The organism is Halomonas sp. M1 (assembly GCF_029581375.1).
Taxonomy (GTDB): domain Bacteria; phylum Pseudomonadota; class Gammaproteobacteria; order Pseudomonadales; family Halomonadaceae; genus Vreelandella.
In genome coordinates this window covers 3148336-3165901 of sequence record NZ_CP121119.1, presented here as the reverse complement: position 1 = coordinate 3165901, position 17566 = coordinate 3148336, and the positions used below count along the sequence as shown (strand labels likewise).

Genomic DNA, 17566 nt, shown 5'->3' with positions numbered 1-17566 from the left:
TTGCTGTGCACAGCCTGTCTGTGCACAGCAATTCCGTTTGTAATTGAAGGCAGGGCTTGCATGCTCAACCGTTACCCCCTGTGGAAGTATCTGCTGATACTGGTCGTCCTGGTGGTTGGCCTTATCTATGCGCTTCCCAACTTGTTTCCCGCAGATCCCGCCATTCAGGTTAGCAGCGCCCAGGGCGATGCGCTGGATGAGCGTCAAATAACCCTTGTCGAAGAAGCGCTTAACGAACAAGGCGTCGAAATCAAAACCATCGAGCAGGAGAATGGCCAGTGGCTCATTCGCCTGGAAAATAACGATGATCAGTTGAATGCTCGCGACATCGCCACTCGCGTATTAGGCAACGAAGCCACGGTTGCACTTAACCTGGCAGAAGCCACGCCGAGCTGGTTACAAGCATTTTCTGCGTCACCCATGACGCTGGGCCTAGATTTACGCGGTGGCGTTCACTTTTTACTTGAAGTGGACATGGATGCCGCCCTTACCCAACGATTAGAAGTCAATGCAAGCGCCATGCGTGAGCTGCTGCGCGGTGAGCGCATTCGCTACCGCAACACCGAAGTAGCCGAACGCTCGCTCTCTATTGATTTTGCCAGCAGCGATGACCGTGATGCAGCGCGCCGCTTAATCAGCCGCGACTTTCCCGACTTTGATTACAGCAGCGAAGGCGATGGCCGTACCTCTCGGCTGGTGATGTCGCTTAGCGACCAAACGGTCAACGAAATACAGGATTACGCGGTTAACCAAAACTTAACCACCTTGCGCAATCGGGTGGATGAGCTAGGCGTTGCCGAACCGATGGTACAGCGTCAGGGCCCCAGCCAGATTGTGGTTGAACTACCGGGCATCCAAGACACCGTGGCTGCAAAGCGTATTGTCGGCGCCACCGCTAACCTGGAGTTCCGCTTAGAAGCGCGCAACGACACGCCCGACATGGAAACCGAGCGCCATACATTCCGCAACGACACTTCGCGCTCAGCGGATTTGATGCGTGATGTGATTATTACAGGCGATAGCGTTTCCAGTGCCAGCCATAGCTTTGACGAAAACGGCCGCCCCCAGGTCAACATCAACCTGGATGGTACCGGCGGTACGCTAATGAACCGCGCCACGCGCACCAACATTGGTCGCAATATGGCAGTGCTGTTCATTGAGCACAAAAGTGAAGACCGGGTTGAAACTGACCCAGAAACCGGCCAAGAAACTATCGTTCGCGAGCCTTATGTTGAGCGTGGCCTGATCAGCCTTGCCACTATTCAAAGCGCACTAGGCAATAGCTTCCGGATTACCGGGTTGGACTCACCCACCGAAGCCGCAGAGCTTGCGCTACTGCTGCGTTCCGGCTCGCTGGCAGCGCCCATTTACTTTGTTCAAGAGCGCACCATTGGCCCAAGCCTAGGCGCTGAAAACATCGAGCGCGGCGTACTCTCGGTGCAGATCGGCTTGCTATTGGTAGTGATCTTTATGCTCGCGCGCTACAAGGTATTCGGCATCTTCGCCAACATTGCGCTCGCCATCAACTTAACCCTGCTAATCGCCGTAATGTCGATGCTGGGGGCTACCCTGACGCTGCCAGGCATTGCCGGTATTGTGCTGACGCTGGGCATGGCGGTGGATGCCAACGTGCTGATATTTGAGCGAATACGCGAAGAGCTGCGCAACGGTATGTCGATTCAACAAGCCATACACGCGGGCTACGAACGCGCTTTCACCTCCATCGTGGATGCCAACATCACCACGCTGCTGGTGGCTGTGATTCTGTTCTCTATTGGCACCGGCCCCGTTAAAGGCTTTGCCGTTACGCTCTCCATCGGCATTTTGACGTCGATGTTCACCGCCCTGCTGGTGACCCGTGCCATGGTTAACCTGACCTATGGCAGCAAACCCGTCAAAAAGCTGTGGATCTGAAAAACGTGCTCAGCTCAGAATTTAAGAGGTGGTAATGAAACCCCTATCACACCTGCAGATCGACTTTATGGGGCGGCGCAACATTGCGTTCGTTGCCTCAGCCGTCATGCTTATTGTGTCGATTGGCGCCATTTTGTTTCAGCAGCTCAATCTAGGGCTCGACTTTACTGGTGGAACCTTGGTTGAGGTGCGTTATAGCGCAGCACCTTCGCTGGATGCGATCCGTCAACTTCTTGAAAGCAGCGGCTTTCAGGATGTGTCGGTGCAGACTTTTGGCGCTTCAACCGAAGTATTGATCCGTTTGCAGCAAGCTTTTGATCCTGAGGTAGGCAACGAAGTGGTGAGCCTGCTTCGCGCTGAGGGCGAAAGCGTTGATCTTGTACGCGCGGAGTTTGTCGGCGCTCAGGTCGGTGAGCAGCTGCGCGACCAGAGCGGGCTAGGCATGCTGGTCGCCCTTGGCATTGTGATGCTCTACGTGGCCTTTCGCTTCCAATACAAATTTGCCATTGGTGCGCTATTTGCTCTGCTGCATGACGTTATTATCGTGGTGGGTATCTTCGCGCTATTCCAGCTCGACTTTAACCTCACGGTTCTTGCAGCCATTCTGGCGGTCATTGGTTATTCGCTAAACGATACGATTGTGGTGTATGACCGGATTCGTGAAACGATCCGCACGTCACGCATTGATGATATGCCGCAAATTTTTAACGAAGCGATCAACGCCACGCTCTCGCGTACCCTGGCAACGTCTGGCACCACTATTCTCGTACTGCTAGCCCTGCTGTTACTGGGCGGCGATATGATTAATAACTTTGCCATTGCGTTGTTAATCGGCGTGCTGGTGGGTACTTTCTCCTCGATCTATATTTCCGGCGCGCTGCTGCTGCCACTTAAGCTCTCTCGGGAAGATCTAATTCCAACCAAAAAAGAGCTTGATGAAGAGGAAGAAGAGCTGCCTTAACAAAGCACGTTTGGCACACAACAAAAAGCCCTGCTGGTGATGCCAGCAGGGCTTTTTTAAGCACTCATTTTAGGTGCTCATTAAGTACTCGACTTGACCTAAAAGTGCGGCGCCAGCTGTTTGATCAGCGCTTTATAAAGGCGCGGGCCAGCAGCCATCAGCTGACTCTCGGGACTTACGGTCGGTTTGCCATCTGGTGTGCCCATTAACGCACCCGCTTCTTTAAGCAGCAGTGACCCCACCTGCATATCCTGCTCTTCAAGACCCAAGACAAAAACGCTGTCTACGCGGCCAGTCGCCAATTCACAGATATCAAGCAAACCACTGCCGGTGGCCAGCAAGGTTTCAACCTGGGGGGCAAGCTGCTGAGCAATGGTTAAGTAAGCGGGCAAGTGACTAGGGCGTAGCCAAGCTTCGGGTAGACTCATCGCCATCCGCGTACCGGCGATCGCCGTTGGCTTGCTAACGCGCATACGCTTGTCGTTATGCTGCGCGCCACGGCCACGGCTGGCGATATACTCGTCATCACCAAACGGCGAGAGAATCACCGCGTGCTCGGGGCGCCCTTTCACAAGACACACCACTGAGAGTGCAAAGCCCTTGCCAGCTACCGCTAAATTTGAGTAGCCATGCATAGGTTCAATCTTCCAGACAGTATCCGCGCCTTCCCCTTCACCGGCTTTATACGGCGTATAGCGGCCGGTAACACCATGGTGGGGGTAGCCACGCTCCAACTGCTGAACGATGGTCGCCTCTGCCTTACGCGCAGTGTCTTCTAGCAACCGGTCGAGATTAAATTCTTCATGAGCATTTTCAATCCGCTCACGGACGCGTAAAAAGTGTTCAACAGCGCCACGCGCAGCGCGCAGCGTAAATTGGACCATCGGATTCATGATCGGGCCTTGTCACAGTGATGTTAAAGAACAGTGGGTAGTCGCAGGGCTACCTTTGGCGCGCAATTCTAGCAGAGCCCCCTCGGGCATGCCATCGACTCATGCTAAACTGCGCGGTTTCCGCACTTGATTACCGAGCCTATTATGCTTGAGCGCATTCGTATTGTTCTTATCGGCACCAGCCATCCCGGCAATATTGGCGGCGTAGCACGCGCTATGCACAACATGGGCTTGGCCGACCTTGCCTTGGTAGCTCCTCGCTGCGAGGTGATCACCCAGGACAGCATCTCCCGGGCCTCTGGCGCTGACCACCTGCTTCATCAAGCGGTGATTCATGCCACTCTTGAGGATGCTGTTGCTGACTGCACCTTGGCCGTAGGAGCCAGCGCGCGCTCGCGCACCCTCCCCTGGCCAATGATTTCACCCCGCGAGCTGGCCGAGCGCCTACCGAGCGAATGCCACCAGGAAGGCGCCCACGTCGCGCTGGTATTTGGCCGTGAAGACAGCGGCTTAACCAACGCCGAGCTACAGCGCTGCCATGCCCATGTGCATATCCCCACCAACGCTGATTTCAGTTCGCTCAACTTAGCAGCAGCCGTTCAGGTATTAGCCTACGAATGCCGCATGGCGTGGTTAATCCAAGCAACGCCAGAGCCAGTCAGCGATAATGAGGACGAGCTGGCGACTCACGCAGAGCTGGAGCGTTACTTCGAGCATTTAGAGCGCACCCTCATTGCGATTGATTTTCACGACCCGGCTCAGCCGCGTCAGCTAATGGCAAGATTGCGCCGCTTATACTTACGCGCCCGTCCGGAAAAAATGGAAATGAATATTTTGCGCGGCATTCTATCAGCCACCGAGAAAGCAGCAGATCGGCAGCAGCCATAGTGATAGCCGCTGAACTAACCAGAATGACCTAAACTTGAAGTCGTGGCTTCGCGCCCCAACATCGCCTTCCTGCTAACGTTATTCCATTACGCTTTTTTATTGCTGTTAACTTATGACGGTTAACCCACTGATGCGACGCTGCCGCCCTTAACGCCCAAGGATCACCCATGTTTCAACGCCTGCGTGAAGACATTAATAGCGTATTCGACCGCGATCCTGCGGCCCGTAATTTTTTGGAAGTGTTAACCAACTATCCTGGCCTGCATGCGCTGCTGCTGCACCGCTGCGGCCACTGGCTATGGAACAAAAACCTCAAGTGGCTAGCCCGCACAATCTCGACGTTTTCCCGCTGGCTTACGGGTATAGAAATTCACCCAGGCGCTACCATTGGCCGGCGTTTTTTTATCGACCACGGCATGGGCGTGGTGATTGGTGAAACAGCGTTAGTGGGCGATAACGTAACGCTTTACCAAGGGGTCACTTTAGGAGGCACCAGCTGGAATAAGGGCAAGCGCCACCCCACCCTGGAAGATGGCGTGATTGTCGGCGCGGGTGCCAAAATTCTTGGCCCGTTCACCGTCGGTGCGGGGGCTAAAATTGGCTCAAACGCTGTGGTAACAAAAGAAGTACCTCCGGGTGCAACCGTGGTAGGTATTCCTGGCAAAATTGTTAAGCGTGCTGACCCGGATGTAGAGGAAGCACTGGATGTGGACCCTGCTCGCCGAGAGGCTATTTGCCAAAAGTTTGGCTTCGATGCTTACGGCGTTAGTCAGGACATGCCCGACCCCGTTGCCCGCTCCATGCAGGCGATGCTGGACCACATGCACGCCGTGGATGAGCGCATTGAGCGCATGTGCTCCACACTGCGCAAATTAGATGCAAGCTACCGGGATGGCCAGCTACCTGAACTGCGGGATGAAGATTTTGCCGATATTCTCGACGAAAACGATACCGGCTGCCCAGGGCTAGGCAGACATCAGCGCAATCAGCCCAACGACACAGCCCCCCATTCATCTTCTGATACGTCGACCACGCGCAATAGTTGACCAAAGCACTCAGGATTTCCATAATGGCTGTACATTTGCCGTGAGCACGCTGATGGCTCAGCGTCGAGGTTCCTGTCATGCGCTTGACCACAAAAGGCCGTTACGCTGTCACTGCCATGCTTGATTTGGCACTTAATGTGCAGCACGGGCCCACTAGCCTGAGCGATATTTCGCAACGCCAAGAGATTTCCCTCTCTTATTTGGAGCAGCTATTTGCCCGCTTACGACGTGCAGGGCTGGTTACCAGCGTACGCGGGCCTGGCGGCGGATATTTACTGGCCATGCCCGCTGAAGAGATCAGCGTCTCGCAAGTTATCGACGCCGTGAACGAAACCGTTGATGCCACGCGTTGTCAGGGACTATCCGACTGCCAACAGGGCGATACCTGCTTAACCCACTTTCTGTGGTGTGAGCTTTCTGGGCAAATTCGCAGCTTTTTTGACGACATTACCCTTGCCCAGTTGATGCAACGCCCCGATGTAATACGTATAGCTTCCCGGCAACAACATCGCGTAGATGCTGGCATTCTTGCCTCATCCCCCTGAAGGCCCAACCTGCACGCTGGAACTCATGACCACGACTACCTCACCTTCGCTGCCGATTTACTTAGACTACGCCGCCACGACGCCGGTAGATGCTCGGGTGGCCGAGGTCATGCAGCGCTACCTGACGATTGATCAGCTGTTTGCCAACCCCGCCTCGCGTAGTCATATGCTCGGCTGGCAGGCTGAACAAGTCGTTGAGCAGGCACGGCGCCAAGTGGCAGATACTATTGGCGCTGACCCGCGTGAAATTGTCTGGACCAGTGGCGCCACCGAAGCCGACAACTTAGCGCTGATTGGTTTTATGCGTGCTAACCGTGAACGCGGCATGCACTTGGTAACCTCCCTCATCGAGCATAAAGCGATTGTCGATACGGCTAAGGCGCTTGAAAACGAAGGGTTTGAGGTCACTTGGCTAACACCAGGGCGCGACGGCTGCATAACGCCCGAGCAGCTTCGCAGCGCGATGCGTGATGACACCGCACTGGTGTCGCTGATGGCGGTCAATAACGAACTAGGCAGCATTAACGATATTGCCGCACTGTCCGCGGTTGCCCACGAATTTGGTGCCGCGTTTCATACTGACGCAGCTCAAGCGGTGGGTAGAGTTCCCCTTGATGTGGTGGCGCAGAGCATCGATTTGATGTCGCTTTCTGGCCACAAAGCCTATGGCCCCAAGGGGGTCGGCGCGCTCTACGTTAAACGCCACCCAGATATTCGTGTTGAAGCGTTGATCCATGGCGGCGGGCACGAGCGGGGCATGCGCTCGGGCACCCTGCCGACCCACCAAATCGCCGGAATGGGGGAAGCCTTTGCGCTCATACAGCGCGAGCATCAAGCCGACCAAGCGCACATCGCACAACTTCGCGAGCGGTTTTTAACCGGCTTGGAAGGCATTGACGGCATTGTCGCCAACTCCCCGCTGAAGCACGCGGTGCCCAATATTATGAACCTTGCGTTTAAAGGGGTTGATGGTGAAGCCCTTCTGATGGCGCTACGCGATGTCGCCGTATCCACCGGCTCGGCCTGCAACTCTGCAAGCGTTGACCCCTCGTATGTGCTGCTAGGCATTGGCACACCCCGCTCACTTGCCCTTTCATCGCTGCGGTTTAGTTTTGGCCGCTTTACCCACAACGCAGATATTGACCATGCGTTAAGCCTTATTCGTCATGCGGTGAGCGGTCTACGCGCCACAGCGCGTTAAATAGCCAATGCTCTCTCCTGGCTCTCTACTTAAGACTTCTTCAAGGAGGACGCCCAAATGGCAACTCTCAACATTACCCCCGCAGCCGCCCAGCAGATTCGTCACGTACTAGACGAACGCGGCCAAGGGCTCGGCCTGCGTGTATCTGTTAAACCCAGCGGCTGTTCCGGCTATAGCTACGTGCTCGACTTTGCCGATGAGACCGCCGCCGACGAGGTGCGCTTTGAGGAGCATGGCGCCAGCGTCTATGTTGCACCTGATGCGCTAGAAATGCTGGATGGCAGCGAAGTGGATTATGTGAGCGAAGGGCTTAACCGCTTTTTCCGCTTCAATAATCCTAACGTTAAAGATCAGTGCGGTTGTGGCGAAAGCTTTACTGTTTAAGCTCTCCGGGCAATATCACCGGTATTCATCCCCACCGGGAAACGCTATAATCGCGGCCACTCGGTACCCAGTGATACCTTTGCACGCGTGCCGAATCACTTTTCCTGCGCCGCCTCGGCTTTCCGGGGCGGCAATTTTGCTTATCTCAATTAAGGAGAACTCTGCATGGCTACTGAACGCACTCTTTCGATTATCAAGCCCGATGCCGTCGCTAAAAACGCGATTGGTGACATCATTGCTCGCTTTGAAAAAGCTGGCCTGAACGTCGTTGCCGCTAAAATGACCCACCTTTCTGAAGAGAAAGCGGGCGGCTTCTACGCCGAGCACAAAGAGCGTCCTTTCTTTAAAGACCTAGTAGGTTTCATGACCTCTGGCCCGGTCGTTGTTCAAGTGCTGGAAGGCGAAGGCGCTATCGCTAAAAACCGTGAACTGATGGGCGCTACCAACCCGAAAGAAGCGGCTCCTGGCACTATCCGCGCTGACTTTGCGGAAACTATCGACGCTAACGCTGTCCACGGTTCTGATTCTGCGGAAAGTGCTGAGCGTGAAATTAGCTACTTCTTCGGTAACGACGAAATCTGCCCGCGCTAAGCACTTCGCGCCGCCGTTTCAACACCCGTTGCCGGCCATTTTTGCGGGGGCCTCGCCCCCGCCTCTTTATGAACGCTGACCGCCATGACCACCACCGTAGCTCAACATACGCCTGCCCCCCACTCCACAACTGAACGTGCGCCTACCGCTAATCCCGCGATAGAGCGCCAGAACCTGCTCGGCATGTCCCGCGAGCAGATGGAAGCCTTCTTTTTGTCCATTGGCGAAAAGAAGTTCCGCGCCGCCCAGGTGATGAAGTGGATACACCAGGAAGGCAGCGATGATTTCGCAGCGATGACTAACTTATCAAAGCCGCTACGGGAAAAATTAGCAAAGGTGGCTGAGATTCGTGGCCCGTCGGTTGTCTACGAAGGCACCTCAAGCGATGGCACGCGCAAGTGGGTGCTAGAGGTGGAAGATGGCAGCTACGTTGAAACAGTGCTGATCCCCGCTGAAAACGGTAAGCGGCGCACACTGTGTGTCTCTTCCCAGGTGGGCTGCTCGCTGGACTGCAGCTTCTGCTCCACCGGCAAGCAAGGCTTCCAGCGCAACCTGACCGCGGCTGAGATTATTGGCCAGGTATGGGTTGCCCAGCGCAGCGTTGGACCACGCCGCGACACTGCCAATCGTCCAGTTACTAACGTCGTCATGATGGGCATGGGTGAACCACTGCTTAACTTTGACAATGTGGTACCCGCAATGAAGCTAATGCTGGACGATAACGGCTATGGGCTTTCCAAACGCCGGGTAACGCTATCAACCTCCGGCGTTGTACCGATGATCGATAAGCTGGGTGATGAGATGGACGTCAGCCTGGCTATTTCGCTGCATGCGTCCACCGATGAACTGCGTAACGAACTCGTACCGATTAATCGCAAGTACAACATTCGTGCACTTCTGGATGCCTGCCACCGGTACCTATCGAAATGTCCTGACAACCGCCAGGTCACAATCGAATATACGCTGATCCGTGACATTAACGACCAGCAGGAGCATGCCGAGCAGCTTGCTGCACTGCTGAAAGAGCTGCCCTGCAAAATCAATCTCATACCGTTTAATCCGTTCCCTAATTCCGGCTACGAAACACCGTCGCGCAACCAAGTCATGCGCTTTCAGCAGTGGCTCTATGATCAAGGTTACAACGCTACTGTTCGCGTTACGCGAGGTGAAGACATTGATGCGGCTTGCGGCCAGCTCGTCGGACGCGTCAAAGACCGCACCAAGCGCAGCGCACGCTACATTCAATCCGTGCAGTTAGATGCGGACTAGACGCTGGTGACCTTGACTTCCATTGAACACAGCGCTTTGATGGATTCGTTTTGTTGGCGGCAGGGGCTTGACCGCCAACACTACCGTTTTAAGATTTACGGCATTTAAAGACACGTCATTTAGAATCAACCGTTTTCAGCGGCATTTAGTAAAGGCAACCATCAAGAGGGTGTACATGACCGGTCTTTGCAGGCGCTTTCCATCTAGGGCATCTATGCTGTGTGTGCTTATCAGCAGCATGCTGCTAACCGGTTGTGCTACGCCAAGCAACGCCCCGGTCGAAGGCGGCCAAAATGCAGCTGAAGCCTATACCCAGCTAGGGGTCGCTTACTTAGAGCGCGATAACCTTCCCCGCGCGTTGAGCGCTCTTGATCGTGCGCTGGAAATTAATCCTCGTCACGCTGAGGCACTTCAGGCCCTTGCGCTGGTCTATCAGCAGCAAGGAGAGAACGAACTTGCTAATCGCTACTTTGAGCAAGCCGTTAATGCAGCGCCCTCATTTACCCGAGCGCGCAACAACTACGCCGCATTTCTCTATCAACGGGCGCAGTTTGCAGCGGCTTGTGAACAGTTAGAAATTGCATCGCAAGATGCCCAGTACGCCAACCGAGCCCAGTTATTTACCAACTTAGGGCAGTGCTATGTGGCGCTGGAAGAATTTGATAGCGCCCGCGAAGGCTTTCAGCGGGCGCAAAGTATCGACCCACGCAACCCGCGTGGGTATTTAATGTTAGCCGAACTTGAAGTTTCACAGGGTAATTATGAGCAAGCCTGGGCGCCACTGCAGAGCTATTTGCAGCTAGCCGGGCCAGACCCAGCAGCACTGGAAATGGCGATTGACCTCGCCCATGCCCGAGGCGACCACGCCGCGGCTGCCGATTACCAGCGCATGCTGAATACCAATTAACTGATGCCCTGATCACCTATTTATTGAAGGATGCTCAGCCATGAGCGACACACAGTTACACGATAGCGTTACCGCCGACACCACCTCCCCTGGTGAGCTTCTATTACGCCAACGCGAAGCGCTTGGCGTTCCCCTGATTGATGCTGCACGCGCTCTCAACCTGCGCCCTGCTGTGGTGGAAGGGCTGGAACAAGACAACTACGCTGAGATTCCGGTCACCGCCTATCGACGAGGCTACCTACGCGCTTATGCCCGGTATTTAGGCATGGACGACCGCTTAGTGCTCGATGCTTATCAAGTGCAAAATGGCAGCATCGACACGGAACGCAAAGTTGCCCCCGTTTCAGTTAGCCGCCCCCCTTCCAAAGTGGGCGCTTGGCTATTTAAGCTTGTCACGTTGCTAGTGATCGTTGGTTTAATTGCCGTTACCGTAATGTGGTGGCAAAGCCGTGGGGGCAGTGAGCCACCCAGCATGGGCGCTTCCCCATCGGTAGAGGAAGAAGAAGCGCTTAATGCTACCGCTGAGCGCGAGCCAACCCCAACCAGTGAACCGGCAGTAGCCTCCGCACCGCAACTAACGGAAGAAGAGGATGAGACATCACCCGCGCCCATGGCAGAGGTGACAGATGAAGCCACACAAGCAGCCGCCATGGTGGTTGCGGGTAGTAGCACACCCGCGAGCGATGCCAGCGAAGAGGAGCCTACAGCAGAAGCCGCTCCCCCTGCCGCCGCGCCCAATACCCTGGAGCTGACATTTAACGAACAGTCCTGGACTGAGATTTTTGATGCCAGCAACCAGCGGGTGTTTGTCGGCCTCCAGACGCCCGGCACTACCGCCAGTGTAGAAGGGGAGCCTCCATTTCGGTTAACGATCGGCAACGCAACGGGCGTAGAGCTACGCTATCAAGGCGAAGTCATCGACCTTCCTCAACGCGCCGGTGCCAATAATGTTGCCCGCTTCACCTTAGGAGAGTGACACGTCTTATGCACGCCCCTTCTCCCATTAAACGTCGATTTTCTCGCCAAATTCATGTTGGCAAGGTACCCGTTGGTGGCGATGCACCTATCGCTGTCCAAAGCATGACCAATACCAACACGCTTGATGTCGCAGCCACCGTGGCGCAAATTCAACAGTTGGAAAAAGCCGGTGCCGATATTGTGCGCGTCTCCGTGCCCGATATGGACGCTGCTGAAACCTTTGGCCAGATCAAAAAGCTAGTCGATGTACCGTTAGTGGCCGATATCCATTTCGACTACAAAATCGCCTTGCGCGTTGCCGAACTGGGTGTTGACTGCCTGCGCATCAACCCCGGCAATATCGGCCGGGAAGATCGGGTACGCGCGGTCGTCAGTGCAGCCCGTGATAACGGCATTCCAATCCGCATTGGTGTTAACGCAGGCTCTTTAGAAAAAGACCTGCAGAAAAAGTACGGTGAGCCTACCCCCGCCGCGCTGGTAGAATCAGCCATGCGTCATATCGACCACCTCGACCGCCTGGACTTTGCCGACTTTAAAGTCAGCGTTAAAGCCTCAGATGTGTTTATGGCCGTGGCGGCCTACCGTGACTTAGCTACGCGTATCGAGCAGCCGCTACATCTGGGCATTACCGAAGCGGGTGGTTTGCGCGCAGGCACCGTCAAGTCGTCTATCGGGCTCGGTATGCTGCTGATGGACGGTATTGGCGACACCATTCGTGTTTCCCTGGCGGCGGACCCGGTTGAAGAAATAAAAGTCGGTTTTGATATGCTCAAAAGCCTGAGGCTGCGCTCTAAAGGCATCAATTTTATCGCCTGCCCCAGCTGTTCACGGCAAAACTTCGACGTTATCAGCACCATGAATCAGCTCGAAGAGCGCTTAGAAGACGTGATGACACCCTTGAATGTCTCCGTCATTGGCTGTGTTGTGAATGGCCCCGGCGAAGCCAAAGAGACCGATATTGGCTTAACCGGCGGCTCTCCTGCCAACCTCGTTTATATCGATGGCAAACCCGCCAGCAAGCTGCGTAACGACCACCTTGTCGATGACCTTGAAAAGCTGATCCGCGAGAAAGTACGTCAAAAACAGCAGCAGCAAGACGATATGATCGCTCGCAGCGTTTAACGCCGAGCCAGACTGCCCAGCCCGGAGCGCACTGTTCAGTTAACCTGTGCGTCCCGGGCTGCCTCCCATACAAGGAGTTTTCATTGAGTAAGTCCACCGCCAAAAAGATTCAAGCGATTCGTGGAATGAACGACCTATTGCCCAGCGACAGTCCTCGCTGGCAATTTTTTGAAACCACCGTTCGTCAGTTAATGCATCGCTATGGCTTTGATGAAATTCGTACGCCCATTGTCGAGCAAACCGCGCTCTTCGCCCGCTCTATTGGCGAAGTGACCGATATTGTCGAAAAAGAGATGTACACCTTCGACGACCGCAATGGCGATAGCCTGACGCTTCGCCCTGAAGGCACCGCAAGCTGTGTGCGTGCTGCCATGGAAAATGGCCTGCTCTATAACCAAACCCAGCGGCTTTGGTATCAGGGGCCGATGTTTCGCCATGAGCGTCCGCAAAAGGGCCGCTATCGCCAGTTCCACCAAGTAGGTGTCGAAACCTATGGCTTTGAAGGACCCGACATAGATGCGGAAGTGATCCTACTCTCAGCCCGCCTATGGCGTGAGCTGGGCCTTTTGGAACACGTAACGCTAGAACTGAACTCGTTGGGCTCCACAGAAGCCCGCGCCGCCTACCGCGAGAAACTGGTGGCCTATTTCGAGCAACACCACGACGTGCTGGATGAAGACTCTAAGCGCCGCCTGACCAGCAACCCATTGCGTATTCTTGATTCGAAGAACCCGGCAATGGCCGAGATGCTTAATGCTGCCCCGCAGCTGATGGACCATCTTGACAACGAATCCCAGGAGCATTTCGAGCAACTGAAAGCGATGCTGGATGCCGCCAATATTGCTTACGTGGTCAACCCTCGCCTTGTGCGCGGCCTAGACTACTACTGCCGCACGGTATTTGAGTGGACAACTACCGCACTGGGCAGCCAAGGCACCGTTTGCGCAGGCGGGCGTTATGATGGTTTGGTAGAGCAGCTAGGCGGCAAACCCACCCCGGCGGTGGGCTTTGCCATGGGCATCGAGCGCCTTGTACTACTGCTGGAAACGCTCAATTTAGTGCCTGACGCTGCGTTAGGCGGCTGCGATGTCTATCTTTTACCCATGGACGACAACGCCACGGTGGCCGCACTTACCCTAGCAGAACAGCTGCGCAGCGAGCTTCCGGCCCTCAGGTTGCAGCTACACTGCGGGGGTGGCAGTTTTAAGAGCCGAATGAAAAAAGCCGACAAAAGTAGCGCCCCCATTGCCGTTCTACTGGGCGAAGATGAGATGGCGGCAAATGTCGTTACGCTTAAGTTTCTGCGCGAAGCACGCGAGCAGCAACGCGTGGCCCGCGACGAGCTTGCGGCTACGCTAGGCGAACTAGTTTCCCATTAACCCTACTGCTGTGACGCAATGCCGAAACAGCAGATGAATACTTGCTAGCCGCCTATGCGGCTATGCCATAGCACAGGAGGCCGCCCGTGGCGGAGCTGAGAAGCGAAGAAGAGCAGCTTGATGTCATCAAGCGCTGGTGGAAAGAGAATGGAACCTCTCTTATTGCAGGCGCCGTTCTCGCAGCAGCGGGGGTGTTTGGTTGGAACGCCTGGCAAAACTACCAGGAAGGCCAGGCCGAAGCCGCCTCTGCGCGTTACCAACAGCTTGTGAACATGACGGCTGGTAACGCCTTAGAAGAGGATCAACTGGCCACCGCCCGCGCGTTAATCAGCGAGATTAACGACGATCATGGCAATACGCTTTATGCCGAGCTTGCGCTACTGCTGGACGCTCGCCTTGCCGTACAGCAAGACAACCTGGCAGACGCCAAGGCCGCTCTAGAGAACGTCGCCGACAGGTCGTCGCGCCGCTATGTACAAAGCCTTGCCTGGCTGCGCTTAGCGCGTATCGAAGTCGCTGAAGGCAACCCTGAAGGTGCGCTTAGCCTGCTTGATGAGCCGATCACAGAGTCGCTCGCCGCCCAGCAAGCCAATATACGGGGCGACGCCTATGCGGCGTTAGGTGATACAGAGCAAGCGCGTGACGCTTGGCAAACTGCGTTAGAGCTGGCCCAAGCCCGTAACCAAGCGCTCTACGGCGTACAGTTTAAGCTTGACGATCTCGGCGCCGAGGAGGCGACACAATAATGACGATCAGCCTGACAAAACCGCTTTTTTCCAAGCAGCTACTGCGCGTGGCGCTCGGCGCTGTTGCCTTAGCATTACTAGCGGGGTGTGCCAATAAAGGCGAACCCGCCTATACGCCTAAAGAGTTACGCAGCTTTGAAGAGACCTCATCGCTGGACAGCGTGTGGCGTAGAAACGTAGGCGATGGTCTAGGCCGCGCACGCTACCCCATCGCCCCCACCCGTGAAGGCGATACGGTATTTGCTGCTGACGCTACAGGCCTGGTGATGGCGCTTAATGCGGACAGCGGTGAGCGGGAGTGGCAGACCGAGCTGGACACGCCCATTTCAAGCGCTTTGAATGCCGTGGCAGGCAACGTCTACCTAGGCACCCGCAACGGTGAAGTGTTCGCGCTTAACCAGCGTGATGGCAGCGTTCGCTGGCGTTCACGGGTCGCCAGCGAAGTGCTGGCCGCCCCCCAGGCTAACCAGCAGTTACTGTTAGTACAAAGCATTGATGGTCAAGTAACCGCGTTAGATCGTGCTAGCGGTGAAGAGCGCTGGGTTTATACCAGTTCGCAGCCATCGTTGACGCTACGCGGCACCGGCACACCCATGGCCATCGACCCGGTTACCTTTGTTGGCATGGCCAATGGCCGATTAACCACGCTGGATAACCGTAATGGTCAGCCACTGTGGGACATGCAAATTGCCACACCACGGGGGCGCAGCGAAGTTGAGCGCTTGGTCGACCTATCCGGCCAGCCAGTGCTGAGCCCGGACGGCCGCTTATTTGTGACCAGCTATAATGGACGCGTTGTTGCCCTGGAAGCTACCCAAGGGGGTGTGCTGTGGGAAAGCAATCTGTCTAGCCGTCACACGCCCATCCTGGTAGGCGACCTGCTGTTTGTGGTCACCGACAACAGCCACGTGGTGGCTCTGGATGCTAACAGTGGCCAAGAAATTTGGCGCAACAACAACCTGGAAGACCGCTGGCTAACGGCGCCCGCCTTCGCTGATGGACGCTTGGTATTTGGCGACTTTGAAGGTTACTTGCATCTACTTGATGCCCGTGAAGGCGATATCGTCGGCCGCACCCGCGTGCACCGTTCAGGTATTAGCGTACGCCCGGTGACTGAAGGCAACATCATTCATGTTCAGGCGAATAATGGTCGCCTGGAAACCCTGGAAATAACTCCATGACACCCGTCATTGCTTTAGTCGGTCGACCCAACGTGGGTAAATCGACGCTGTTTAACCGCCTGACGCGTTCGCGTGATGCGCTCGTGGCCGATTTTCCTGGCCTCACTCGTGACCGCAAATATGGCAATGGCATGTTGGGCGGCAAGTCATACACCGTCATTGATACTGGCGGCATTAGCGGTGATGAAGAAGGCATCGATGCCGCAATGGCGGAGCAGTCGTTAGCTGCCATTGATGAAGCCGATATCGTGCTGTTTTTGGTTGATGCTCGGGCAGGGCTAAACGTCGCTGACGAGGCCATTGCCAATCACCTGCGTGTAAACCAGAAAAAAACCTGGCTGGTAGTGAATAAAACCGATGGCTTGGAAGAGCACTCGGCCATGGCTGACTTTTGGATGCTTGGCCTGGGTGACCCCTGGCCCATCGCTGCCGCCCATGGGCGTAACGTATCGCTGCTAATCGATACCGTACTAGAGCCGTTCCCTGAGCGCGACGCCAGCATCCCTGCCGATACGGGCAGTAAAGGGATTCGTATTGGTGTGATTGGCCGCCCGAACGTGGGTAAATCCACGCTAGTCAACCGCCTGCTCGGCGAAGAGCGCGTGGTGGTGTTCGATGAAGCCGGCACCACCCGGGATGCCATCGAAATACCCTTCGAGCGTAATGGCAAACCTTACGTATTAATTGATACTGCCGGTATTCGACGGCGTAAGAACGTGCGCGAAATCGCCGAAAAGTTCTCGATCATCAAAACCCTCGACGCGATCAAAGAGTGCCATGTTGCAGTGATGGTGCTCGATGCACGCAGCGGTTTAGTTGAACAAGACATGCACCTGCTGGATTACGTGCTGACCACTGGCCGAGCGCTAGTGCTAGCCATAAACAAGTGGGATGGCCTTGAGAGCGACGCCAAAGAGAAGATGCGCGCGGAAATTAAACGCCGTTTAGGCTTTGCCGACTATGCCGAGATACACTTTATCTCGGCTCTGCACGGTACGGCGGTGGGTGATCTATACCCCTCGATTGAACGCGCCTTTAACGCCGCTAACGCACACTGGTCAACCAACCGGTTGACCACATTGCTGCAAGATGCGGTAAGCCAGCACCCACCGCCGATGGTCAACGGGCGGCGGATCAAACTACGGATGGCCCACCAGGGCGGCAGCAACCCGCCTATCATTGTGGTACACGGCAACCAGACCGCGTCGCTGCCTGAGGCTTACCGCCGCTACCTGACCAACACCTTTCGTAAAGTGTTAAAGGTACGCGGCACACCTATGCGCTTTGAATTCCGTACGGGCGACAATCCGTTCGACCATATGGCGGGCGCCAGCGATAAAGAGAAAGCTAAAAAACGCGAGCTTAACCGCACCAAAGAAGCGCGTAAAAGCCGCCGCTAGGCCTTAATGCCGGCTACATCATCTAGGCTGATATAAACAACGCCTGCTGAATTCTTCAGCGGGCGTTTTTAGTTATAAGTTAGCGCTCGTAAATTAGCTTGACAGACGTTCGCGCTAGCCCTCAAATAGCCGCGCTTTTCAGCGCTGCCTCACCCTGAATT

Annotated in this window: 17 protein-coding genes; 16 read left to right on the top strand and 1 reads right to left on the bottom strand. The window is 55.4% G+C overall.

Annotated features, from left to right (window positions below; all coding sequences use genetic code 11):
• The first annotated feature begins 60 nt into the window (after positions 1–60).
• Together secD and secF are read left to right on the top strand one after the other, a co-directional pair.
• On the top strand, positions 61–1914 hold the full coding sequence (secD, locus tag P8S54_RS14615; protein ID WP_281442309.1) for a protein translocase subunit SecD: 1854 nt from the start codon (positions 61–63) through the stop codon (positions 1912–1914).
• A 34-nt stretch (positions 1915–1948) separates the two neighbouring features.
• Positions 1949–2875 (top strand): protein translocase subunit SecF, encoded by a 927-nt coding sequence (secF, locus tag P8S54_RS14610; protein WP_009100887.1) that lies wholly within the window; start codon positions 1949–1951, stop codon positions 2873–2875.
• 98 nt (positions 2876–2973) lie between these two features.
• On the opposite strand, the gene P8S54_RS14605 is transcribed toward secF, so the two are convergent.
• Entirely contained in the window at positions 2974–3768 is a 795-nt protein-coding gene (locus tag P8S54_RS14605; RefSeq protein ID WP_281442308.1) for an inositol monophosphatase family protein, read from the bottom strand.
• A gap of 144 nt (positions 3769–3912) precedes the next feature.
• On the opposite strand from P8S54_RS14605, the gene trmJ reads away from it, so the two are divergent.
• The 14 genes from trmJ to der all read left to right on the top strand — a co-directional run bounded on the left by trmJ (position 3913) and on the right by der (position 17405).
• On the top strand, positions 3913–4656 hold the full coding sequence (trmJ, locus tag P8S54_RS14600; RefSeq protein WP_281442307.1) for a tRNA (cytosine(32)/uridine(32)-2'-O)-methyltransferase TrmJ: 744 nt from the start codon (positions 3913–3915) through the stop codon (positions 4654–4656).
• Positions 4657–4823: 167 nt separating this feature from the next.
• Complete coding sequence (gene cysE / locus P8S54_RS14595) at positions 4824–5702, top strand: serine O-acetyltransferase (RefSeq protein WP_009100881.1); 879 nt, start codon at positions 4824–4826, stop codon at positions 5700–5702.
• Positions 5703–5779: 77 nt separating this feature from the next.
• Complete coding sequence (iscR, locus tag P8S54_RS14590) at positions 5780–6247, top strand: Fe-S cluster assembly transcriptional regulator IscR (protein WP_009100879.1); 468 nt, start codon at positions 5780–5782, stop codon at positions 6245–6247.
• A gap of 25 nt (positions 6248–6272) precedes the next feature.
• Positions 6273–7448 (top strand): aminotransferase class V-fold PLP-dependent enzyme, encoded by a 1176-nt coding sequence (locus P8S54_RS14585; protein ID WP_281442306.1) that lies wholly within the window; start codon positions 6273–6275, stop codon positions 7446–7448.
• A gap of 57 nt (positions 7449–7505) precedes the next feature.
• Positions 7506–7832, top strand: a complete 327-nt coding sequence (locus tag P8S54_RS14580) for an iron-sulfur cluster assembly accessory protein (RefSeq protein WP_281442305.1) — start codon at positions 7506–7508, stop codon at positions 7830–7832.
• A gap of 165 nt (positions 7833–7997) precedes the next feature.
• Positions 7998–8423 (top strand): nucleoside-diphosphate kinase, encoded by a 426-nt coding sequence (gene ndk / locus P8S54_RS14575; protein ID WP_009100873.1) that lies wholly within the window; start codon positions 7998–8000, stop codon positions 8421–8423.
• A gap of 84 nt (positions 8424–8507) precedes the next feature.
• On the top strand, positions 8508–9692 hold the full coding sequence (gene rlmN, locus P8S54_RS14570) for a 23S rRNA (adenine(2503)-C(2))-methyltransferase RlmN (protein ID WP_009100871.1): 1185 nt from the start codon (positions 8508–8510) through the stop codon (positions 9690–9692).
• 175 nt (positions 9693–9867) lie between these two features.
• Positions 9868–10599 (top strand): type IV pilus biogenesis/stability protein PilW, encoded by a 732-nt coding sequence (pilW, locus tag P8S54_RS14565; RefSeq protein WP_281442304.1) that lies wholly within the window; start codon positions 9868–9870, stop codon positions 10597–10599.
• Positions 10600–10639: 40 nt separating this feature from the next.
• A complete protein-coding gene (locus P8S54_RS14560) occupies positions 10640–11575 on the top strand; it encodes a RodZ domain-containing protein (RefSeq protein ID WP_281442303.1) in 936 nt (311 codons plus the stop codon).
• 8 nt (positions 11576–11583) lie between these two features.
• Positions 11584–12699: a flavodoxin-dependent (E)-4-hydroxy-3-methylbut-2-enyl-diphosphate synthase gene (gene ispG / locus P8S54_RS14555; RefSeq protein WP_281442302.1), complete on the top strand. Its 1116-nt coding sequence runs from the start codon at positions 11584–11586 to the stop codon at positions 12697–12699.
• Positions 12700–12782: 83 nt separating this feature from the next.
• Positions 12783–14078, top strand: coding sequence for a histidine--tRNA ligase (hisS, locus tag P8S54_RS14550; RefSeq protein ID WP_281442301.1), 1296 nt, complete (start codon positions 12783–12785; stop codon positions 14076–14078).
• Positions 14079–14164: 86 nt separating this feature from the next.
• Complete coding sequence (locus P8S54_RS14545; protein ID WP_281442300.1) at positions 14165–14824, top strand: tetratricopeptide repeat protein; 660 nt, start codon at positions 14165–14167, stop codon at positions 14822–14824.
• A complete protein-coding gene (gene bamB, locus P8S54_RS14540) occupies positions 14824–16005 on the top strand; it encodes an outer membrane protein assembly factor BamB (protein ID WP_281442299.1) in 1182 nt (393 codons plus the stop codon). The genes P8S54_RS14545 and bamB overlap by 1 nt, the downstream gene beginning before the upstream one ends.
• Positions 16002–17405 (top strand): ribosome biogenesis GTPase Der, encoded by a 1404-nt coding sequence (der, locus tag P8S54_RS14535; protein ID WP_281442298.1) that lies wholly within the window; start codon positions 16002–16004, stop codon positions 17403–17405. Before bamB ends, der begins: the two co-directional genes overlap by 4 nt.
• Positions 17406–17566 lie beyond the last annotated feature (161 nt).